Annotated in this window: 19 protein-coding genes; 15 read left to right on the forward strand and 4 right to left on the reverse strand. The window is 71.6% G+C overall.

Features of this window, described 5'->3' with window-relative positions:
• Positions 1 to 321: 321 nt before the first annotated feature.
• From LY13_RS03585 to LY13_RS03610, 6 genes are all read left to right on the forward strand, one after another.
• Positions 322 to 3,651 carry a sensor histidine kinase gene (locus LY13_RS03585; RefSeq protein WP_253826673.1) on the forward strand — a complete coding sequence of 1,110 codons (3,330 nt, stop codon included), beginning with the start codon at positions 322 to 324 and terminating at the stop codon, positions 3,649 to 3,651.
• 3 nt (positions 3,652 to 3,654) lie between these two features.
• A complete protein-coding gene (locus tag LY13_RS03590) occupies positions 3,655 to 4,113 on the forward strand; it encodes a roadblock/LC7 domain-containing protein (RefSeq protein ID WP_183649300.1) in 459 nt (152 codons plus the stop codon).
• A gap of 78 nt (positions 4,114 to 4,191) precedes the next feature.
• Positions 4,192 to 5,106, forward strand: coding sequence for a DUF742 domain-containing protein (locus LY13_RS25870; RefSeq protein WP_253826674.1), 915 nt, complete (start codon positions 4,192 to 4,194; stop codon positions 5,104 to 5,106).
• A complete protein-coding gene (locus LY13_RS03600; protein ID WP_253826675.1) occupies positions 5,087 to 5,695 on the forward strand; it encodes a GTP-binding protein in 609 nt (202 codons plus the stop codon). Before LY13_RS25870 ends, LY13_RS03600 begins: the two co-directional genes overlap by 20 nt.
• 220 nt (positions 5,696 to 5,915) lie before the next feature.
• Positions 5,916 to 6,350, forward strand: coding sequence for a roadblock/LC7 domain-containing protein (locus LY13_RS03605; protein WP_372493740.1), 435 nt, complete (start codon positions 5,916 to 5,918; stop codon positions 6,348 to 6,350).
• Positions 6,347 to 7,123: a DUF742 domain-containing protein gene (locus LY13_RS03610; RefSeq protein WP_253826677.1), complete on the forward strand. Its 777-nt coding sequence runs from the start codon at positions 6,347 to 6,349 to the stop codon at positions 7,121 to 7,123. Before LY13_RS03605 ends, LY13_RS03610 begins: the two co-directional genes overlap by 4 nt.
• Positions 7,124 to 7,138: 15 nt before the next feature.
• Here LY13_RS03610 and LY13_RS03615 read toward each other — a convergent pair whose 3' ends face one another.
• Positions 7,139 to 9,373, reverse strand: coding sequence for a helicase-associated domain-containing protein (locus tag LY13_RS03615; RefSeq protein ID WP_253826678.1), 2,235 nt, complete (start codon positions 9,371 to 9,373; stop codon positions 7,139 to 7,141).
• A 102-nt stretch (positions 9,374 to 9,475) separates the two neighbouring features.
• Here LY13_RS03615 and LY13_RS03620 point away from each other — a divergent pair, with 102 nt between their 5' ends.
• The 4 genes from LY13_RS03620 to LY13_RS03635 all read left to right on the forward strand — a co-directional run bounded on the left by LY13_RS03620 (position 9,476) and on the right by LY13_RS03635 (position 12,703).
• Entirely contained in the window at positions 9,476 to 9,676 is a 201-nt protein-coding gene (locus LY13_RS03620; protein ID WP_253826679.1) for a hypothetical protein, read from the forward strand.
• 135 nt (positions 9,677 to 9,811) lie between these two features.
• Entirely contained in the window at positions 9,812 to 11,215 is a 1,404-nt protein-coding gene (locus LY13_RS03625) for an NAD-dependent malic enzyme (RefSeq protein ID WP_253826680.1), read from the forward strand.
• A 10-nt stretch (positions 11,216 to 11,225) separates the two neighbouring features.
• Positions 11,226 to 11,771 (forward strand): cyclic pyranopterin monophosphate synthase MoaC, encoded by a 546-nt coding sequence (gene moaC, locus LY13_RS03630; RefSeq protein ID WP_308216261.1) that lies wholly within the window; start codon positions 11,226 to 11,228, stop codon positions 11,769 to 11,771.
• Positions 11,768 to 12,703 (forward strand): molybdenum cofactor biosynthesis protein MoaE, encoded by a 936-nt coding sequence (locus tag LY13_RS03635; RefSeq protein ID WP_253826681.1) that lies wholly within the window; start codon positions 11,768 to 11,770, stop codon positions 12,701 to 12,703. Before moaC ends, LY13_RS03635 begins: the two co-directional genes overlap by 4 nt.
• 320 nt (positions 12,704 to 13,023) lie before the next feature.
• Here the strand turns inward: LY13_RS03635 and LY13_RS03640 are convergent, their stop codons facing one another.
• The 3 genes from LY13_RS03640 to moaA form a co-directional block, all read right to left on the reverse strand.
• Positions 13,024 to 13,671: a transglycosylase family protein gene (locus tag LY13_RS03640; RefSeq protein ID WP_253826682.1), complete on the reverse strand. Its 648-nt coding sequence runs from the start codon at positions 13,669 to 13,671 to the stop codon at positions 13,024 to 13,026.
• A gap of 1,024 nt (positions 13,672 to 14,695) precedes the next feature.
• A complete protein-coding gene (locus tag LY13_RS03645; protein ID WP_253826683.1) occupies positions 14,696 to 14,962 on the reverse strand; it encodes a MoaD/ThiS family protein in 267 nt (88 codons plus the stop codon).
• A gap of 4 nt (positions 14,963 to 14,966) precedes the next feature.
• Positions 14,967 to 16,097: a GTP 3',8-cyclase MoaA gene (gene moaA, locus LY13_RS03650; protein WP_253826684.1), complete on the reverse strand. Its 1,131-nt coding sequence runs from the start codon at positions 16,095 to 16,097 to the stop codon at positions 14,967 to 14,969.
• Between the two features lie 117 nt (positions 16,098 to 16,214).
• Here moaA and LY13_RS03655 point away from each other — a divergent pair, with 117 nt between their 5' ends.
• The 5 genes from LY13_RS03655 to LY13_RS03675 all read left to right on the forward strand — a co-directional run bounded on the left by LY13_RS03655 (position 16,215) and on the right by LY13_RS03675 (position 20,305).
• Entirely contained in the window at positions 16,215 to 16,646 is a 432-nt protein-coding gene (locus LY13_RS03655; RefSeq protein WP_253826685.1) for a TOBE domain-containing protein, read from the forward strand.
• An 8-nt stretch (positions 16,647 to 16,654) separates the two neighbouring features.
• Positions 16,655 to 17,422 carry a molybdate ABC transporter substrate-binding protein gene (gene modA, locus LY13_RS03660; protein ID WP_253826686.1) on the forward strand — a complete coding sequence of 256 codons (768 nt, stop codon included), beginning with the start codon at positions 16,655 to 16,657 and terminating at the stop codon, positions 17,420 to 17,422.
• A 118-nt stretch (positions 17,423 to 17,540) separates the two neighbouring features.
• Positions 17,541 to 18,308 carry an ABC transporter permease gene (locus tag LY13_RS03665; RefSeq protein ID WP_253826799.1) on the forward strand — a complete coding sequence of 256 codons (768 nt, stop codon included), beginning with the start codon at positions 17,541 to 17,543 and terminating at the stop codon, positions 18,306 to 18,308.
• The gene (locus LY13_RS03670; protein ID WP_253826687.1) at positions 18,305 to 19,495 is read left to right on the forward strand and encodes a sulfate/molybdate ABC transporter ATP-binding protein; all 1,191 of its coding nucleotides are present in this window, start codon (positions 18,305 to 18,307) and stop codon (positions 19,493 to 19,495) included. The genes LY13_RS03665 and LY13_RS03670 overlap by 4 nt, the downstream gene beginning before the upstream one ends.
• A gap of 9 nt (positions 19,496 to 19,504) precedes the next feature.
• Positions 19,505 to 20,305 (forward strand): HAD-IIA family hydrolase, encoded by an 801-nt coding sequence (locus LY13_RS03675; protein WP_253826688.1) that lies wholly within the window; start codon positions 19,505 to 19,507, stop codon positions 20,303 to 20,305.
• The last annotated feature ends 72 nt before the right edge of the window (positions 20,306 to 20,377 follow it).

Below are 20,377 nucleotides of genomic sequence, written 5' to 3' on the forward strand. Positions count from 1 at the left end.
CTGCCTACTCGGGAATCGGGTTGCACGCTCACTGAAATGAGTGTCGGTCGGCGACTGAGGGATCGGAGATCCCGCGGCGGGGGGAAGGCCGTTGAGGGGTACGCGATGCGTCGAGTCGCGCTGCGGCACTCATCCGGTAGGCGTACGTACTGAGCGGGTGCACCCGCGAGGTGTCGGAGCGGGACGCTCCGCCACGGCGGTCGGTCGCCACCGCCGTCGCAGGTGCACCGCGTCCCCGGGCCGGCAGGTCCTGGTCGGGGCGGCAAATCGGCAGAAGCCGTAGGAAATCGGCGGGAGCCGTAGGGCTCGAACTTTGGGAGTGTGCTCGTAGTGCTCGACGAGAAGGCGGAGGAAGGGCAGGCCGGCGGCGACGGCCCGGACGGCCCGGCCGCCGAGGCGACTGCCTCCCCGTCGGCCGCCGGCGGCGGCAGCGGCGGTTCCGGACGCGGTCTGCGTAACTGGCGGCTGCGATCCAAGCTCGCCCTGATCCTCATCATTCCCACGGTCACCGCGCTCGTGCTCGCGGGCCTGCGGGTGTACGAATCCCTCGACCGGGCGGGTCAGCTCGAGCAGACCGCCGACCAGGTGCAGCTCGCCGACCAGATCAGCGACGTCGTCCACCAGCTCCAGATCGAGCGCGAGCACGCCGTGCTCAAGCTCGGCGCGGGCCCCGGCAACGCCGAACGGACGAACCTGTTCAACGCCCAGGTGGAACAGGTCGACACCGCGGTGGGACGGCTGAACGACCTGGCTGAGGACCTCACCGTCGACGACCCTGCGATGCAGGCGCGCTACGAGGCGGGCGTGAACCGGCTCGGCGTGCTCGACTCCATGCGCCAGGCGGTCGCCGAGGGCGCGATGACCCCGCGCACCCTGCTCGACCAGTACACGCTGCTCATCACGGGTCTGGTCCAGCTGGACCGAGAGGTCACGACCGCGATCAACGACCGCGACCTGCTCCGCGACAGCAACGCGATCCACGCGCTGTCGGAGGCCAAGGAGAACATCTCCCTCGAAGGCACCATCGTCGCGCTCGCGGCACAGCAGAACGACTTCCCGCAGTACATGCTCGAGGACGCCAAGGACGCCATGGCCAGTGGCGAGTCGGCGTCCGAGGACTTCACCGCCTACGCCTCGCTGCAACAGCGGCAGTACTTCACCGACACGGTCTCCGCCCCCGAGATCGACCGCAGGCAGATGCAGCGGGACCAGGCCTTCGCGCGTGTCGAGAACGGTGAACCGCCGCAGATCAATCAGCAGGAGTTCGTGGGCGACCTCGCCGTCACGCGCGACAACTACCGAGAGGCCGAGTCCGGCCTGCTGAGCGACCTCGAAGAGGAGTCGAGCGCCCTCGCGGGCGACACGACGTTCGCCGCCTGGCGTGACGCCGCCATCGTGGCACTCGCCCTGATCGCCGCGCTGGCACTGATGCTCTACGTGTCGCGTTCGATGCTGGCGCCGCTGCGGACGCTGCGGGAGAACGCGCTGGAGGTGGCGTACGTCCGGCTGCCGGAGACCGTGCGCCGCATCCTCGCCGATCCGAACCCGATGGAGGCTTCCCGCAAGGGCATCCGCCCGGTGCCGGTCGACACCAAGGAGGAGATCGGCGAAGTCGCCCGATCGTTCGACGTGGTGCACGAACGAGCCGTCCGCATGGCCGCCGAGCAGGCGCTCCTGCGCGAGAACGTCAACGGCATCTTCGTCAACATCTCGCGGCGCAGCCAGCGGCTCGTGGAACGCCAGCTCGGCGTGATCGACAGCCTCGAATCCGACGAGCAGGACCCGGATCAGCTGTCGAACCTGTTCGAGCTCGACCACCTCGCCACCCGCCTCCGCCGCAACGGCGAGAGCCTGCTGGTGCTCTCGGGCGCGGGTCTGTCGAAGTCCATGGCCAAACCCGTGCCCGCCGCCGACGTCGTCGGCGCCTCGGTGTCGGAGATCGAGCAGTACGCCCGCGTCGAGGTCGGCAGCGTGCCGGAGGCCGCGGTGCACGGCCGTGCCGTCAACGACCTGGTGCACCTGCTGGCCGAACTGCTCGACAACGCGACCTACTTCTCCGAGCCGGACACGAAGATCAGCGTGCGCGCCGCCGTGACCCGCAAGCGTTCGCTCGCCATCCAGATCACCGACCGCGGTGTCGGCATGAGCGAGGAGCAGTTCGCCGAGGCCAACGAGCGGCTCGCCGACCCGCCGGACCTGGACGTGTCCGTGACCCGGCGCATGGGCCTGTACGTGGTCGCGCGCCTGGCCCAGCGGCACGGCATCGACGTCCGTCTCCGCGAGAACGAGGACATCGAGGGCGGCGTGGTCGCCCGGGTCGTCGTGCCTCGGGAACTGCTCACGGACGCGCCCGGTGGCCCGCAGGGTGTGGCCGCCGCGGTGGGTGGGCAGCACAACGGTTCGTACGCGGGCGTGCCCGCCGCGGCGGAACTGCCGATGCGGCGGCTCGACGAGGCCGACGAGCCCGTCGCCGATCCCGGTGCCCAGCCGCCCGGTGCGTTCGAGCCCGCACCGTCGTTCGACGACCGCTGGCCGAGCGCCGAGGACGTCCCGGAGGACGCCTCCGAGCTCGACTACCTGTCCGGTGCCTCGCGGGGCGCCGACTCGGCGACCACCGTCATGCCCGCGGCGGGTGGCCCCACGGGCGGCGGCGAGGACGAGCAGGGGCTGACCCCGCTCGACCAGCCGATCAGCCTCGACGACCTGGTCGGCGGTCCCAACAAGGCCGCGGGCCCGTTCGTCAGCCCGGAGGAACAGGAACCGGACGCGCTGCCGAAGCGCACCCCCGGGGAGACGACCGGCTCCGCCCGGCCGTCCTGGCCGCCGCAGCAGCCCGCGGGCGGCAACGGCAACGGCAATGGGAGGCCGGACACGACAGGCGAGTCCGCGCCCGGTGCCGGTACGGTGCCGGAGGACAATCCGCTCGCGCTGCCGCAGCGTGAGCCGCGCTACGTGTCGCCGGAAACGGCGGCGGGTCCCGGGACGTCGCAGGGGGCGGCCGGTAACGGGACCACGGGTGCCGCAGGTGCCGCAGCCGCGGCAGGTGCGGCACAAGCCGGAACCGAGGGTGCGGCGCTGGAGGAAGAGGCGCCGACGAAGCGGCTGCCGATCTACCAGTCGGTGCTGTCGCGCTGGTTCAGCGAGGAAGACGAGAACGTGCCGGAGGCAGGGGCCGGCGACCAGACCAGCGACGTCGCGGATGCAGGCACCGCACGCGCCGGGGCTTCTTCCGGTGGCGCCTCCGCCGGAGGAGTACAGGAGGACTGGCGGAGCGTGTCGGACACCGGTTGGGAAGCGGCACAGTCGCTGCTCGAGCCGAAGGGCGAGGAGATCACCACAGCGGGCCTGCCCAAGCGGGTGCCGAACGCGTATCTCGTGCCGGGCTCGGTCACGGAGGCGAGTGACGCGACCCCTGCACCCAGCGCGGCCGCGGAGCCCGCCCCGGCGGCCCCGGCTTCTCCGCCCGTGGCGACGGAGAAGCCGGCCGTGTCGCGGTCGGCCGAAGCCGCCCGCAACCGCATGGCCTCGTTCCAGCGCGGGTTCACCAGCGGTAGGCATGCACTGAAAGAACAACCGGATCAAACAGGCACACAGTCCGAGGCCGAGTCGAACGGTTCGACCGACAACGGCGTTCACGGGGCGAAGGAGTAAGAGTTGACACGCGCTGGTTCGATGCAGCCGGGTACGCCCCGGCAGGGCAATTCCGGCCAGGCCGGGAGCTTCGCCTGGCTCATCACCGACTTCGTGCACCGGGTCCCCGGGGTCGCACATTCCGTGGTCGTGTCCGCGGACGGGCTGTTGCTGGCCTCGTCGAAGGGCCTGCCGAAGGACCGTGCCGACCAGCTCGCCGCGGTGGCGTCCGGGCTGACGTCCCTGGCCCGTGGCGCCGCCCAGGTCTTCGAGGGCGGCCCGGTGGCCCAGACGGTCGTCGAGATGGCCAACGGCTTCCTGTTCCTGATGTCGGTCTCCGACGGCTCCTGTCTCGCCGTGCTCGGTGCTCCGGACAGCGACATCGGCCTGGTCGTGTACGAGATGACGCTGCTGGTCGACCGCGTCGGCCAGCAGATGACCCCGGAACTGCGAGCCCAGCTGCAGGGCAGCACCCGCCGGTGAGCTCACCGTCACCAGGACTTGGCGCGAGGTTGCCGATGACGTATCCACCGACAGTGAGCACACACTGAGGAGACCGCCGTGGATTCCGGGCACTCACGAGGTGATCGACGGTGGGAGCGGGGGCAACAACCCCGCCCGCCGGACGAGCAGGACGGTCGCGCCGACGAGGCGTGGCGGCCGATCAGACCCAGCAAGCGGGTGGACCGCGGCAGCGACTGGCTTTACCAGTCCGACGAGGAGGCGGGCGATCCCGCCGACTTCAGCGTGTCCGAGTACCGGGAACGGCTGCTGGGCGGCCCCGGCTCGGAACTCTACGGTTCGCACGACGTGCCGCACCGCGACAGCGGCCCGCCCGAGCGTGAGCACCCGGATTTCAGCAGCGGCTACCACGTCCCGTACGCGGAGAACTCGCTGAGCGGACGGAACGAGTTCGCCCGCGACTTCGACCGCTACGATGACGACTTCGGGCGCGACCCTTACGACACGGGCGAGTGGCGCAGCGGTGACTTCGGCACCGGACGGTTCCCACCCGTCGACGACGGGTTCCGCCCGTCGCCCGTGCCCCGCCAGTCGTCGGGCGACACGTTCGGACCGCAGCGGATCGACCTGGGAGGCTCTGGACCGGTGCCCGAGGAAACACCGTCCGAGAGTTCCGGCCTGGTCCGGCCGTACTTCCGGACGAAAGGTCGCACCCGGCCGAGCCAGGACCTCGCCATCGAGACACTGATCTCGACGTCCGAGCGGGGCAGACGGCTCGACGGGGTCCGTGTACCGGAACACAAGCACATCTGCGGGCTCTGCCTCGACACCAGGTCGGTCGCCGAGGTGGCAGCCCTGCTGAAAATGCCGCTCGGTGTCGTGCGGGTTCTGGTTGGTGACGTTGCCGGTCTGGGCCTGGTGCTGGTGCACTCCCCGAACACGAACACCATGGTGGGCGACCGGCCCAGTATCGAATTCATGGAAAGGGTTCTCAGTGGCCTTCGGCGAATTTGATTCCGACACATCCACGCCTGCCGCTGGGGGACCCACGTCCTCGACGAAGATCGTGGTCGCGGGTGGTTTCGGCGTCGGAAAGACGACCCTGGTCGGTGCGGTGTCGGAGATCGACCCGCTGACGACCGAGGCGTCGATGACCGAGGCGAGCGTGTCGGTGGACGACCTGTCCGCGACGCCGCAGAAGGCGACCACCACGGTCGCCATGGACTTCGGCCGGATCTCGTTGGACTCGGACCTCGTGCTGTACGTTTTCGGCACGCCGGGCCAGCACCGGTTCTGGTTCATGTGGGACGACCTGGCGAAGGGCGCCATCGGCGCGGTCGTGCTCGTCGACACGCGGCGGTTGGCGGACGCCTTCCCGTCGATCGACTTCTTCGAGAACCGCAAGCTGCCGTACATCGTGGCCATCAACTGCTTCGACCGGCTGCTGCACCACTCGATCGAAGACGTTCGGCACGCGCTGACGATCTCGCCGTCGGTGCCGATCATGGCCTGCGACGCACGGCAGCGGGACTCCGCCAAGCAGGTGCTCATCTCCGTGGTGCAGCACGCCATCGCCCACGACTCCGCCCTCCAGGCAGGCTGAGGACGATGACCGTCCGTGGTCGGCCTGCGTAGCGGTGCCGGTGGTGGTGCTGCCGCCTGCCGCAGGTGAGGCCCGGGAGCCGGGCGGTGGATCGTCCGCCGCCCGGCTCGTGACGTGCGCTGCGCGTCGCGGTGTGCCGCCGCTCAGGTGAAACAGCGTGTAGCCGGGGGCCTCGAGGTCGAACCCCGTGCGGGCGCCTAATACTCTGACGCCCGGGCCGATGTGCGCGTGCGAAGGAGGGACAGTGACCGATCCCGGGACCCGCGGCGACGTCGGCGGTCTCCTCACCGACTTCGTGCGCCGGGTCTCCGGTGCCGCCCACGCGGTGGTCGTGTCCGCCGACGGGATGCTGCTGTCGGCGTCCGACGGACTGCCGCGGGACCGGGCGGACCAGCTGTCGGCGGTCGCGTCGGGCCTGGTGTCACTGACGCACGGCGCGGCGGAGTCGTTCAACGGCGGACGCGTCAACCAGACTGTCGTCGAGATGGATCGCGGTTACCTGTTCCTCATGTCGGTCGGCGAGGGCTCGTGCCTGGCGGCACTGGCGTCCCCGTCGACCGACATCGGCGTGCTCGCCTACGAGATGGCGGTGCTGGCCGACCGGCTGGGCCAGGACGGCGGCGTCGCGCTACGCACCGGTGGTGAGGCGCGGTGACGCCGGCACACGAGTGGGACCCGTCCGACTGGGACGCGCTGCACCAGGGCGGGGAGTACGACGGCCCGGACCGGTTCGACCTGGGAAGCCTGCCGCGGCAGCCCGCGCCTGGGCGGCCGCCGTACGGCGGGCACTCCTCCGGCGGGCACTCCTCCGGCGGGCACTCGCCCGGCAGGCACTCCGCCGAGCGGTTCCCGCCTCCGCAGCAGCCGGGACAGCCGCGCCGCGAGCACCACTTCCCGCCCGCACAGCCGCCGCACGAGCCGCCGGCGTCGGAGTCGTTCCCGCCGGAATCACGGCCGCCCGCGCCGCGGCGCAGCTCGTCGTCGCCGTCCTTCCCGCCCGCCTCCCGAGGTGGGGAGCAGGGTGGGCCCGGAGGCCCCGGACCCGGCGGGGCCGCGGAGCCGGCCGGACCGCGGCGGATGCACCGGTCGTTGGTCCGCCCGTACGCGCGCACGGGCGGGCGCGTCGCGCCCGCGACAGATCTCCAGCTCGAGTCCCTCGTGTCGGCCTACGACGTCGCCGGCGCCATGGCGTCCGGGGCGGTGGCCTCCACCGTGCAGCGGTTCATCTGCGACCTGTGCACGGAGGAGATCAAGTCGATCGCCGAGATCGCCGCGTACGCACGCCTGCCGCTGGGCGTGGTGAAGGTGATCGTCTCCGACCTGGCCGACGCCGGGGCCGTGTCGATCCAACGGCCCGGCAGGGTGACCGGCGACCGCTCCTCCCAGGCCTTCATGGAACGCATCCTGGAAGGCCTCAAGGCCCTGTGACCGGCGCGTCCTCGTTCAGGCCTCGACGAGGGCGGCCGACGTGATCCGGTGCAGCGGGTAGCGCTCGTTGTCGGACCCCTCGAGGATCCCGCCGCCGACGCGCACCGGGGTGACGATGCGCTGGGTGGCCGTGCCGTGGGAGTCGACGAACCCGATCCACACCTCGCGTTGTTCGCGGGTGGCCTGGGCCAGCAGCGCCATGGTCGCGGAGGTGTCAGCTCCGCCACCCGCGGGCAGCCGGACGGTCGTGCCGCGCCGCGTCGTCGCCGCACGATCGCCCGCGCGGATGTGCGCGAGCACGGCCGAGACCTGCTCCTCGCTGATCGGCGCCGGCGCATGGGTGGTGCGCTGGGTGGGCCGGTTCCTGGCCGGAATCCGACGTCCGCTGGGCCGCAGGTCGACGATCCGCCCGTCGGGGCCCTCGGCGGCGGGCGTGAACCCGGCGCCGCGCAGTGCCTCGAGCACGTCGGCCAACGGGAACGGGCTCACGAGCACGGTCGGCGCGATCCTGCGCAGCTCGTGGTCGCGCGCCACGGAATGCGCCATGACCTCGGCGATGAGCACCTCGTCGTCGCAGCGCAGGAACGATGCGGCCGCGCCACCGCGGAGGCGGCCGTGCCTGCGGGCGACGTCGTCGATCAGGTACGTCAACCCCTGCGGCACGGGTGTCGCGGAGCGGCTGCGGAACAGTTCGTGGAGGTCGTCGGCCGTGCGTCCGGTGTCGAGCGCCCGCCTGACGGACGCCTCGGTGACGCGGTAGACGGTCGCGTGGCCCGCCGATTCGACATCGGCGACGGCGTTGATCTCCGTGGCCAGGTCCGCCTCGAGCGGGCCGGGCGCCACGACGGTCAGGTCGGCCTGGACGAGGACCTCCTCGACCGGCGTCGGCATCGCGTCGGCCATGGCGCTCGCCGCGGTGTGCGCGTCGTCGTCGAGCAGGGCCGCAGCGGCGGACGTGATGGCGCCGAGCGCCACCATGCCGAGCGCTGCGCCCTCGGACATCGTCGCGCGGGCGATCTCGTCGCGCAGCCGTCCGCCCTTGCGCGGTGCGTGCCAGGCGAGGTAGGCGACGAGCTCGTCGACGCTCTTCACGCCGGCGCCGCCCGACAACTCCGACAGCGTGGTCAGGACCCGCCTGCGCAGCATCGGCGCGTTCGGCCTGCGCAGTTCCTCCGCCAGCGCCGCCAGCGCCTTGTCCTTCTCGTCCCGCTGCCCGGCCAGGCCTGGCAGCCGAGGCAGGTCCAGCCACGCCTGGGCGAGCGTCATCCACCGGACCGCGGGTGGCGACGACAACCACGAGTCGGTCAGCGTGGTCGGCACCCACTCGGGCGTGGCGTCGTCGCTCGCCGCGACCAGACCCGCGCCGGCGACGAGCTCGGCGAGCAGCGCCAACCGGGTCTCGTCGACGTCGACCTCACGCGCCACCCGCTTGATCTCGCGTACACCGAGCCCGCCCGACTTCAGTACCGGCGACGGCGTGTCGGACCACGTGCGCAGCAACGCTTCGGCGTGGCGCAGCAGCTCCATCGCCTCGCCCGCACCGGCCTCATCCACTGTGGACTGCCCGTGCGGGTGGACGGGCAGCTCCGGTTCGGCGAGCTCGCCCTCCCGGTGGATCGCCCCGCCGCGCAGGGCCAACCCGAGCTCGCGGGGCAGTTCGACGGTCGATTCGTCGCGGCGGACCAGTAGTCCGCGTGCAAGCAGCTTCTGCACCGGGGTCTCGGCCCGCGCCAGCGGCACGTCGGCCGAGGCGTCACGGGTGCGGCCGATCGGCGGGCCCGCGGACAGCTTCCGCAGCAGCGCGCGCTCGTCGTCGCCGAGGTCCAGCTCGTCGAGGTCGGTGCCAGCCAGCGAGGGCACCGGATCACCGAGGCCCGCGGGGAACGGGCCGAACGTCTCCCGCGCGCCGGGTGGGACCTGGATCTCACCGGTCTCGGGGTCGTCCCACGCCAGGGCGAGCTCGAACAGGCGGGCGGCGGCGGGTTCGTCGCCCAGCAGCTCGGCCAGCCGTTCCGGGGCGACGGGTTCGGTGTCGGCCCCGGCCACGACGAGTCCCTCGTAGGTGGCGAGCGTGGCCGAGTCGAGCTGTTCACAGGCCCTTGCGATCGACCCGGGCGTGCCCGCGCGCGTCGCGAGGACGGTGGAATCGGACGGCGGGGGCGTCGCCAGGTCCCGGCGAGCGCGCAGCAGCGAGGCCATTCGGTCGTCCGGCAGCGAGCGCAACCAGTCCGCGAGAGCGAGGGCGGGCATCGTGACCAGGATATCTCCCGGGTTCCGGCATCGGGCACACTGTGCTGGAGTCGAAGGGCCTGCGCTGTGCCCACGCGCGGGCGACATCCGCGGATCGAGGCGATGGAGGACGACGTGGCGAAGGCCAGCGAGCGGAACAACGACCGGATCGACCCGGAATGGCCGGAGACCGAGGACGGCCACCCCGTGTCGGAACTCGCCGCCGACCGGCAGGGCGCCCTTTCTCCTTTCGGGGACGTGTCGTTCCCGCTCGGATCGGTGCCGTACGAGCACCCGCAGACCGAGATCAACAAGCGCTCCTGACCCGGACGGTCGCGCCGCGGCTGAGCAGCGCGAAGTTACTGGTCAGTCACCCGGTCGGGGGCCGGTGACGCCCGCCACGCGGCTAGTGTTGACAGGCGAATCCTGCAGTTCCCTGACGACACGGGGGTAGTGACAATGCCGGTTCCCGGCCCGGGTTATTCGATCACCGTTCGAGTCGACGCACCGCCGTCGGCCAGCGCGGCCGGGGATCTGACGACCGCGGTGGGAAAGGTCGGCGGCGTGCTGACGGCGTTCGACGTCGTCGGGTCGGACGCCGACGCCATCGTCGTCGACATCACGGCCAACGTCGCCTCCGCCGACCACGCCGAGGACATCACGACGGCGCTGAACGCACTGCCGGGTGTCCAGGTGCGCAAGGTCTCCGACCGCACGTTCCTCATGCACCTGGGCGGCAAGCTCGAGGTCAGCCCCAAGGTCGCGTTGAAGAACCGTGACGATCTCTCGCGTGCCTACACACCGGGTGTCGCCCGCGTGTGCCAGGCGATCGCGGCCAACCCCGAGGACGCGCGCAGGCTGACGATCAAGCGCAACACCGTCGCGGTCGTCAGCGACGGTTCGGCGGTCCTCGGGCTGGGCAACATCGGCCCCGGCGCCGCACTTCCCGTCATGGAGGGAAAGGCGGCGCTGTTCAAGAAGTTCGCCGACGTCGACGCCTGGCCCGTGTGCCTGGACACGCAGGACACCGAGGAGATCATCCGCACCGTGCGCGCCCTCGCGCCGGTCTACGCGGGCATCAACCTCGAGGACATCGCCGCGCCCCGGTGCTTCGAGATCGAGGCTCGGCTGCGTGACCAGCTCGACATTCCCGTGTTCCACGACGACCAGCACGGGACCGCCATCGTCGTGATGGCCGCGCTGCGCAACGCCCTCCGGGTGGTCGAGAAGGACATCGAGAACTGCCGGGTCGTCGTGAGCGGTGTCGGGGCTGCCGGCTCGGCGATCATCCGGCTCCTGCTGCGCCGGAACCCGGCCGACGTGGTCGCGGTCGACATCGACGGCATCGTCCACACCGGACGCAACAACATGGACCCCAACCTCCGGTGGGTCGCCGAGCACACGAACGCCGATGGCATGACCGGCAGCCTGCACGAGGCTCTCGCCGGCGCCGACGTGTTCATCGGGGTGTCGGCGCCGAACCTGTTCGGCGCCGAGCAGGTCGCCACGATGAACGACGACCCCGTCGTGTTCGCGCTCGCCAACCCGGACCCGGAGATCGACCCGATCGAGGCGCAGCAGCACGCCGCCGTCGTCGCCACGGGGCGCAGCGACTACCCGAACCAGATCAACAACGTGCTGGCGTTCCCCGGGGTGTTCCGCGGCCTGCTCGACGCACACGCGCGCGACATCGACGACGAGATGCTCCTCGCCGCCGCGAACGCCGTCGCCGATGTCGTCGACGACCGGCTCAACGCGTCGTTCATCGTGCCGAGCGTGTTCGACAACGCCGTCGCCCCCGCGGTGGCGGAAGCCGTCAAGTCCGCGGCGATGCAGGCGACGGGGGACAAGGAGGCGAAGTAGCCTCGACGGTGTGAGCCAGCCAGCGAGGGAACTCAGCCACGTCGACGAGTCCGGCAACGCGCGGATGGTCGACGTGTCCGCCAAGGACGTCACTGCCCGCACGGCCGTCGCCAGCGGCCGGATGCGCACGACCGCCGAGGTCATCGGGTTGATCTCGGGGGGTGGTCTGCCGAAGGGCGACGCGCTGGCCACCGCCCGGATCGCGGGCGTGATGGGAGCGAAGAAGACGCCCGAACTCGTCCCGCTGTGCCACCAGATCGCGTTGACGAAGGTGGACGTGCGTTTCGAACTCGAGGACACCGCGGTGCGCATCGAGGCAATGGCGCGCACGAGCGACCGGACGGGCGTGGAGATGGAGGCGTTGACGGCGGTCACGGTCGCGGGGCTGGCGCTCCACGACATGATCAAGGCCGTCGACCCGGCCGCGACGCTCGACGAGGTCCGGCTCGAGACGAAGGACGGCGGCAAGGCCGGCACCTGGCGCCGCGACGAGTACCTCCGTGGCGACGCGGACCGGGCCGAGCAGGGTTCGGAGCACGCGGGTGGTGAGCGATGAGCCGGGAGGCCAGGGTCGTCGTCGCGTCGAACCGTGCGTCGACGGGCGTGTACGAGGACAGGACCGGCCCGCTGATCACGGCGTGGCTGACCTCCCGGGGGTACGTGACACCCGATCCGGTCGTCGTCGGCGACGGCGCTCCGGTGGAACAGGCGCTGCGTGAGTGCCTGGCCGCCGGCGTCGACGTCGTCCTCACGACGGGGGGCACCGGTATCTCGCCGACCGATCGCACCCCGGAGGCGACCGCCGCCGTGCTGGACAGGGAGGTGCCGGGGCTCGCCGACGCCGTGCGGGCCGCGGGGGGCGACGCCGTGCCGACGGCGAAACTGTCCCGCGGACTCGCGGGCGTGGCGGGCAGCACGCTGATCGTGAACCTGCCGGGATCGACCGGTGGGGTGAAGGACGGGCTCGGCGTGCTGGAGCCGGTGCTGGACCACGCCGTCGACCAGCTGCAGGGCGGAGACCATGCGCGGGACGGCGAATCCGGGGCCGGCGACGCCGGTGCCGCGGTGCGGATCCTGCGTGCGGACGTCACCGAGGATCCGTTGTCGGTGGACGAGCACGCCGAGCTGGTGGGCGACGACGCGGCGGGGGCGGTGGTGACGTTCAGCGGCGTCGTGCGGGACCACGACGGCGGCCGCACCGTCTCGTCCCTGTACTACGAAGGCCATCCCTCGGCGCCGTCGGTCGTGGCCGAGGTGGTCGCCGACGTGGCGAAGCGCCGTCGCGGGGTCCGCGCGGTCGCCGTCAGCCACCGCATCGGATCTCTGGAGATCGGGGACGTGGCGCTGGCGTGCGCCGTCGCCGCGGAACATCGCGGCGAAGCGTTCGCGACGTGTTCGGACCTCGTCGACGAGGTCAAGGCGCGGCTGCCGGTGTGGAAACACCAGTGGTTCACCGACGGCACGGACGAGTGGGTCAACAGCCCCTGACGCCGAAGCTTCGGGGGCGGCGGAGCAGCCGAGCGGACCCACGTGGGAGCGCTCCGCCGAGTTTGCGGTACCGGCCGCTGCGCAGTCCGAGCGCCGATGAGGCCGCCGCGCTGAGCGGGACCGGTTGCGCCGTCCGGGATTGCTCCGTCCGTGGGAGTGCGCCCGCTGACATTCGCATCAACCGGATCGATCGATAAGGTCTCCGACATGCGTAGGGCCCCACCGTCCGGGGGACACGGTGGGGCCCTACGTTGCTGAGCGGAGTCGGCGTCCGACGCCGCTCAGCGACCGCGCCTTGCGGGAAGGTCGGAGTCAGTCGATCACTTGGTGGCGATCTTCTGGTCGACCACGATGAAGTCGGGGTTGTTGATGTAGCCCTCGTTCAGCTCGACGAGCTTCTGGTAGCCACCCTCGACGTTCTTCTTCTTGGCGATCTTGCTGAGCGTGTCGCCCTTCTTCACCTTGTAGTCGCCGTCCGGGTTGGACTTGGCGACCGGCGCCGGGGCGGGCTCCGGAGCCGGGGCGGACTCCTCCTGGACCGGGGCCTCGGTGGTCTCCTCCTCGGCCGGCGCCGGGGCGCTGCCCTCGGTGTTGCTGCTCTCGTAGCTGGCGGTGGAGCCGGCCTGAGCGCCGCACACCGGCCAGGCGCCGATGCCCTGGCCCTCGAGCGTGCGCTCCGCGACGGCGATCTGCTCCGAGCGCGAAGCCTCCGCCGGGTTGCCGGTGCCGCCGTAGGCCTCCCAGGTGCTCTGGGAGAACTGCAGGCCGCCGTAGTAGCCGTTGCCGGTGTTGATGCTCCAGTCGCCGCCGCTCTCGCACTCGGCGATGGCGTCCCAGTTCACGCTCTGGGCCTGCGCGGGGGTCGCAGCCAGCGCCAGCGGGGCGCCCACGGCCAGGCCCGCGACAGCGACCCGGGCCATGGTGCGCGAAGCGGTGGAGGACTTACGGTGCTTGCCTCGATAAGCCATTTTCGACTCGGTCTCGCCTTCCGCGCCTTACGTGGAACAGGGCAGGCCACAAGAGCCTGGCCGGCTTTCGGGATGCCGGCACGTGCCGCGGGTTCGGCTCCGTTTCCCTCTCGTCCCAGTCCAGAAGTTCTTTCGCTCGGGGTCGGTTCCGGGATTCCGCGGACTGGGTTCGGCGCGTCGGAATCCCGGTCTTGCTCGTGGTCGGTCGGGGCCAACCGAGATGCGACGGTACGTAACGAGAACGCCGATCGGAAATTTTCGAGCATGTGTGCTAGGTCACAGTAACGGCGTGCAACCTTTTGCGATGACGCTGTCATCGCAGGTCAGCGTGCCGTTATGGCGCCGTATCCGTTCCGAGATCTTTTACTCTTCGTGAGGCTTGTGTCACGTGGTTTTGGCGCGAATGGACCGTTCGTGCAGGCCACTTCGCGGTGGTTCGAACCGGCGAATCGGACACTTGAGACGGTCGCGCCGGAGCCGTGACGGGTCCGGGTTGCCGTAGCCGATCGGCCGTGTGGCGGTACGGCGAACTCGTCGGCAACTCCGTGGTGGCGAAGGTCCGAACCTGCGGGTGCTCGTCACCTGGGGGCGAGCGCGGCCGGTGCGCGCATCTCGTCCGGACCGCCGTGCTCGAAGTCGTGTCGCTGCCCTCGGTCCGGACAAATCGCCCGAACGAGTTGATTCGTTCGGTCCGGAGATTCGGAGGTCCGGACGACCGGGTGGCCGCCGGCGTGGGCCGGACCACCGGCCGGGCAGGTGTGGGCGGGCGTTCCGCTGCGACGGCGGGTACGTCGAGGTGAACGGCGTGTGTCGACTGTGTGGCCCTGTGAATGGCAGCCGCTCGGCTCCGGTGGGGGTGGGCGCGGGACGGCGGCACTGCCGGTCACAGCGCCACTCAGCGGCGCCGAGTTCGGCCTCGTCGCTGCGGTCTCCGCGGTGGGGCCTCTGCCGCAGCGGCCGATCGGTCGAGGTGGGGGCCCGCTGCTCTGTCGGCATGGGCCGATCGGCCCGCCGCAGACCGGTTTCAGCCGCCCGCGAACGGCGGCAGTACGTCGAGTTCCCCGTCGGCGGGCAGTGGCCGGTCCGGATCACGCACGGCGACGCCGTCGACGAGGAAGCTCGCCGCGTCGAGGATCCGGGGCAGCGAACCGGGGTGGCGGGCGCGCAACGTCGCGACGGCATCGGCCACCGTGGCGCCGTCGGGCAGTTCGAGCGCTTCGGATTCGACTCCTGCGGCCGCACGTGCGGATGCGAAGTACCGCACGCGCACTCTCGTCCCGGTAACCGGCACGCGCTCAGCCTCCGATCGAGCTCATCGGCCGGAGTGGCTGTGCGAATCCGGCCTCGTTGATCTCGTGTCCGGCGAGTTTGCCCCACATCGTGTCGCGCCAGACGTTCGCGACGTCCTCGTCGCTCGCCCCGCCACGGAGCAGCATGCGCAGGTCCGTCTCGTCGTTGCTGAACAGGCAGGAGCGGACGGCGCCGTCCGCGGTCAGCCGGGTGCGTTCGCAGGCGGCGCAGAACGGCCTGGTCACCGACGGGATCACGCCCACCTCGGCCGGGCCGCCGTCGACGAGCCAGCGTTCGGCCGGTGCTCCGCCCCGTTCCGCGGGGCTGGGGGTGAGCGTGAACTCGGTCGAGAGCAGGTCGAGGATCTCGGTGGCCGTGATCATGTTCGCCCGATCCCAGCCGTGCTGGGCGTCGAGCGGCATCTGTTCGATGAACCGCAGGTGGTAGCCGTGCTCCAGCGCGAACCGCAGTAGTGACGTCGCCTCGTGGTCGTTCTCGCCGCGGATGAGCACCGCGTTGATCTTGACCGGTTCGAGGCCGGCCTCGCGGGCCGCGGCCAGGCCGTCGAGCACGTGGCGCAGCCGGTCGCGGCGGGTGATGCGCTCGAACGTCTCCGGGTTCACGGAGTCGAGCGAGACGTTGATGCGGTTCAGGCCCGCCTCGGCGAACGCCGCGGCGCGTTTGGCGAAGCCGATGCCGTTCGTCGTCATCGACAGCCGCGGCCGCGGCTCGAGCGCGGTGATCCTCGCGACCAACTCTTCGAGGTTCGGCCGCAGCAGCGGTTCGCCACCGGTGAGCCGGATGTCGGTCACGCCGAGCCTGCCGACCGCGATGTCCATGAGGCGTACGAGCTCGTCATCGCTGAGGACCTGGTCGCCGGGCATCCACTCGAGCCCCTCGGCGGGCATGCAGTAGCTGCACCTCAGGTTGCACTTGTCGGTCAGCGAGACGCGCAGGTCCGTGGCGACCCGGCCGAAGGTGTCGATCAACGCCGGGTTGTCCGGCCGTGGCGTCGTCGCGCCGGGGCCGGAGGAGCGCGCGCCGGGCACCGCCGGGGTGCCGAGGTTCACCGCGGTCCCCGTGCCGTTCCCGGTGTCGTGGCCTGTCGCGTGGCCTGCCGCCGATTCCGCTGCCATCACCACTCACCCTAGTGCCGGGGACCGACAGTGTGTGAGATCGCGAACGCACAGAATTCGTCCCGGTTCGGCGTCGGACCATGGTCGTTCCGCAAATGCGGAGATAATCTGCGACTCATGGCGCATTTTCGGTTCTCCGAGGCGGCGCGGTTGCTGGGAGTCAGCGACGACACCGTCCGCAGATGGGTACGTGCGGGTCAGCTCGCGGAGGGCGAGGACGACGTCGGCCGCAAGGTGGTCGACGGCGCCGAACTGGCGGCCTTCGCCAGGAGACAGGCCGTGAGGTCGGCCGAGGAGGACCGGACCGCCGAGTCGGCCGATCGCAGTGAGATCGGGAGGTCGGCGCGGAACCGGTTCGTCGGCCTGGTCACCGAGGTCGTCGCCGACGGGGTCATGGCACAGGTCGAGGTGCAGTGCGGACCGCATCGCGTGGTGTCGCTGATGAGCGCCGAGGCGGTGCGGGAACTCGGCCTGAAACCGGGCGAGCTCGCGGTGACCGTGGTGAAGGCGACGCAGGTGATCGTCGAGATACCGCGAGGCGTTCGATGAGGCCGGCGGTGCGACAGGGCGCGTGGCAGGTCCGGCGCGGCAGGTGGACCTGCGTGGTCCTGGTGGCCGCGGCGCTCGCCGTCGGCACCGCAGGCTGCGGCTCGGAGGGGCGAACCCTGAACGTCTTCGCGGCGGCCTCCCTCACCGAGCCGTTCGGCAGGCTGGAGACGGTCTTCGAGCAGCGGCACCCGGACGTCGACGTCCGCCTCAACCTGGTGGGCTCGACGACCCTCGGCAGTCAGATCACCGAGGGCGCGCCCGCGGACGTGTTCGCCTCGGCGAACGAGCAGGCGATGGCCGACGTCGCAGCCGACATGGACGGCGAGCCGGAGCCGTTCGCGACCAACCGGCTGACCATCGCCGTACCGCCGGGCAACCCTGCGGACATCCAGGGATTCGACGACCTGGCGGGAGGCGGCGCGACCGTCGTCGTGTGCAGGCCGCAGGTGCCGTGCGGTGCCGCGGCCCGGGAGGTCGCCGAGCTCGCCGGGACGTCGCTGAGCCCGGCCAGCGAGGAGCAGGACGTCAAGGACGTGCTCAACAAGGTCGTCACCCGCGAGGCGGACGCCGGGCTCGTGTACCGCACGGACGTCCGGGCGGCGGCAGGGAAGGTCGAGGAGGTGCGCATTCCGCAGGCGTCCCGCGCCGAGAACCGGTACCCGATCGCCGTCTCCGCCCGTGCCGCCGAGCCCGAGCTCGCCGCCGAGTTCCGGGACCTGGTTCTCGGCGACGAGGGGCGCCGGGTACTCGGGGAGGCAGGCTTTGGCACGCCGTGACGGCACGCGCCGCGGCGCCGTGCCCACCGACGCCGTGCCCACCGACGCCGCGCCGTCCGAAGCGGTGCCGACCGGTCGTGGGCCGCGCTCGCGCAGGACCCGCAACCGGAACCCCGGCCTGCCGTGGGTGCTGTGGATCCCGGCCGGGCTCGCGCTCGCCCTGGTCGTGCTGCCGGTCGTCGGGCTGCTCGTGCGCACCGACTACGCACGCCTGCCCGAGCTGCTGACGTCAGGGGCCGCGCTGAGTGCGCTGCGGTTGTCGCTGGTCACCGCGTTGCTGTCGACGATCGCGTGCGTCGTGCTGGGCGTGCCGTTGGCGGTCGTGCTGGCGCGGGCGAGGGGCCGCGGTGTGCGGCTCGTGCGTGCCGTGGTGCTGCTGCCCCTCGTGCTGCCGCCCGTCGTGGGTGGTCTGGCGCTGCTGTTCCTGCTCGGCCGCAACGGGTTCCTCGGCTACCTGCTCGACGTCGTGGCGGGCGTCAGCGTGCCGTTCACGACGACGGCCGTGGTGATCGCGCAGACGTTCGTGGCGATGCCGTTCCTCGTCGTCAGCCTCGAAGGGGCGTTGCGCGGGAGCGGGCAGCGCTACGAACTGGTCGCGGCCACCCTCGGCGCCCGTCCGTGGACCGTGTTCCGCCGCGTGACCGTGCCGTTGCTGCTGCCCGCGCTCGGCTCCGGTGCGGTGCTGAGCTTCGCGCGTGCACTGGGCGAGTTCGGTGCGACGATCACGTTCGCGGGCAGCCTGGAAGGAGTGACACGGACGTTGCCGCTCGAGGTGTACGCGCAGGCGCAGGCCGACGTCGACAGCGCCGTGGCGCTGGCGTTGCTGCTGATCGTCGTCGCCGTCGTGGTGATCGCGGTCGCCAGGCCGAAGGCGTTCGACCGATGAGCCTGCACATGGACGTGGCCGTGACGCGGGGGCGGTTCACGCTGGACGTGGCGTTCGACGTGCCTGCAGGCCGTGTGCTGGCGGTGCTCGGGCCGAACGGGTCCGGCAAGTCGACGCTGCTGCAGTGCCTGGCCGGACTGCTGGCGCCCGGCCGCGGCACCGTGACGCTCGACCGCCGGACCCTGACGAGCGTTCCGGGCGTGCAGGTGCCGGTCCACGACCGCGGCATCGGCCTGCTCGCCCAGGACCCGCTACTGCTGCCGCACCTGACGGTGGCGGAGAACGTGGCGTTCGGCCCCCGGTCGCAGGGCGTCCCTCGCGTGCGCGCACGCGCGCAGGCGCGCGCGTGGTTGAAAGAGGTGGACGCCGCCGAGTTCGCCCACCGCAGGCCCGCGCAGCTGTCCGGCGGACAGGCCCAGCGCGTCGCCGTCGCCCGTGCGCTGGCGGGCGGGCCGCGGGCGCTGCTGCTCGACGAACCGCTGTCGGCGCTGGACGTCGACGCGGCGCCCGCCGTCCGCGGCCTGCTGCGAAGGGTCCTGCGGCGCAGGCACTCCCGTGACGGGCAGTCCGATGACCTGCGTTCCGGGGACGGGCGTTCCGGGTACGGGCACGAGGTGACCGGCGATCGCTGCGCGGTGCTCGTGACTCACGACCCGCTCGACGCGCTGGCGCTCGCCGACGACGTCGTCGTCCTCGACGCCGGGCGCATCGTCGAGCGCGGACCGGCGAAGGCGGTGCTGGCCGCGCCGCGCACGCCGTTCACGGCGCGTATCGCGGGCCTGAACCTCGTCTCCGGGGTGGCCGCCGAGGACGGTCTGCGCGGCGCGGACGGCCGGTTCGTCGCAGGGGTTCCCTCCGACGACTGTGTGGTGGGCGAGCCGGCCGTCGCGGTGTTCGCCCCCGGCGCCGTCGCGGTGCACCCGCCGGGCGCACCGCACACGGGCAGCCCGCGCAACGTCGTCGACACGCGGGTCTCCTCGCTCGAACCGCACGGTGCCGTGATCCGCCTCCGCACCGCCGGTGAGGCAGGTGAGGAGGCGGGGATCGCCGCCGACCTGACGCCCGCCTCCGTCGCCGAGCTCGGACTGGAACCGGGCTCGCCGGTGCGCCTCGAGGTGAAGGCCGCGGCGGTCGCCGTGCACCCCGCGGTGGAGTCGCCGTCGCCGTTCCCGGCCGCCGAGCCCTAAGGTGGGCGCATGGCCTCGTCGAACGCTCCCTGGACGTACCTCACCGACATGGACGGCGTGCTCGTCCACGAGGAACACCTCGTGCCCGGCGCCGATGACTTCCTCGCCGAGCTGCGCTCCTCGGGCGCGGATTTCCTCGTGCTGACCAACAACTCCATCTACACCCCGCGTGACCTGCGGGCGCGACTGCTGCACAGTGGTCTGGACGTGCCCGAGTCGGCGATCTGGACCTCGGCGCTCGCGACGGCGAAGTTCCTGCAGGAGCAGCGCCCCGGCGGGTCGGCGTTCGTCATCGGCGAGGCCGGTCTGACCACCGCGCTGCACGAGGCCGGGTACATCCTCACCGAGACCGACCCGGACTACGTCGTGCTCGGGGAGACCCGGACCTACAGCTTCACCGCCATCACGCGCGCCATCCGGCTGATCGAGCGCGGCGCCCGGTTCATCGCCACCAACCCCGACCCGACCGGGCCCAGCCGCGAAGGCGTGCTGCCGGCCACCGGGTCGATCGCCGCGCTGATCGAGCGTGCCACCGGCAAGTCGCCGTACTACGTGGGCAAACCGAATCCGCTGATGATGCGGTCGGCGCTGCGCTCGCTCGGCGCCCATTCGGAGCACACGATCATGATCGGCGATCGCATGGACACCGACGTGCACTCGGGCATCGAGGCGGGGCTGAAGACCGTGCTGGTGCTGTCCGGGATCTCGACCCGCGAGTCCGCCGACCGGTACCCGTTCAAACCGACTCTGATCGCCGACACGATCGCCGACCTCGTGGGCCGCACCGCGGACCCGTTCGGAGCAGGCTGACCTCCCGCCGCCGCGTCGTGAGCGCTGGGCAGGTGGAGGCGGTCGCCGTGGCGGGCGGAGGGCGTAAAGTCG

The organism is Prauserella aidingensis (genome assembly GCF_024171865.1).
Lineage (GTDB): Bacteria > Actinomycetota > Actinomycetes > Mycobacteriales > Pseudonocardiaceae > Prauserella > Prauserella aidingensis.

What these genes read in the sequence shown, in the direction of transcription:
- LY13_RS03605 (WP_372493740.1), top strand. Translation starts at nt 5,916, where the DNA reads ATGTGCGCGTGCGAAGGAGGGACAGTGACCGATCCCGGGACCCGCGGC.
- LY13_RS03615 (WP_253826678.1), bottom strand. Translation starts at nt 9,373, where the DNA reads ATGCCCGCCCTCGCTCTCGCGGACTGGTTGCGCTCGCTGCCGGACGAC.
- LY13_RS03620 (WP_253826679.1), top strand. Translation starts at nt 9,476, where the DNA reads ATGGAGGACGACGTGGCGAAGGCCAGCGAGCGGAACAACGACCGGATC.
- LY13_RS03625 (WP_253826680.1), top strand. Translation starts at nt 9,812, where the DNA reads ATGCCGGTTCCCGGCCCGGGTTATTCGATCACCGTTCGAGTCGACGCA.
- LY13_RS03635 (WP_253826681.1), top strand. Translation starts at nt 11,768, where the DNA reads ATGAGCCGGGAGGCCAGGGTCGTCGTCGCGTCGAACCGTGCGTCGACG.
- LY13_RS03640 (WP_253826682.1), bottom strand. Translation starts at nt 13,671, where the DNA reads ATGGCTTATCGAGGCAAGCACCGTAAGTCCTCCACCGCTTCGCGCACC.
- moaA (WP_253826684.1), bottom strand. Translation starts at nt 16,097, where the DNA reads ATGGCAGCGGAATCGGCGGCAGGCCACGCGACAGGCCACGACACCGGG.
- LY13_RS03655 (WP_253826685.1), top strand. Translation starts at nt 16,215, where the DNA reads ATGGCGCATTTTCGGTTCTCCGAGGCGGCGCGGTTGCTGGGAGTCAGC.
- LY13_RS03670 (WP_253826687.1), top strand. Translation starts at nt 18,305, where the DNA reads ATGAGCCTGCACATGGACGTGGCCGTGACGCGGGGGCGGTTCACGCTG.
- LY13_RS03675 (WP_253826688.1), top strand. Translation starts at nt 19,505, where the DNA reads ATGGCCTCGTCGAACGCTCCCTGGACGTACCTCACCGACATGGACGGC.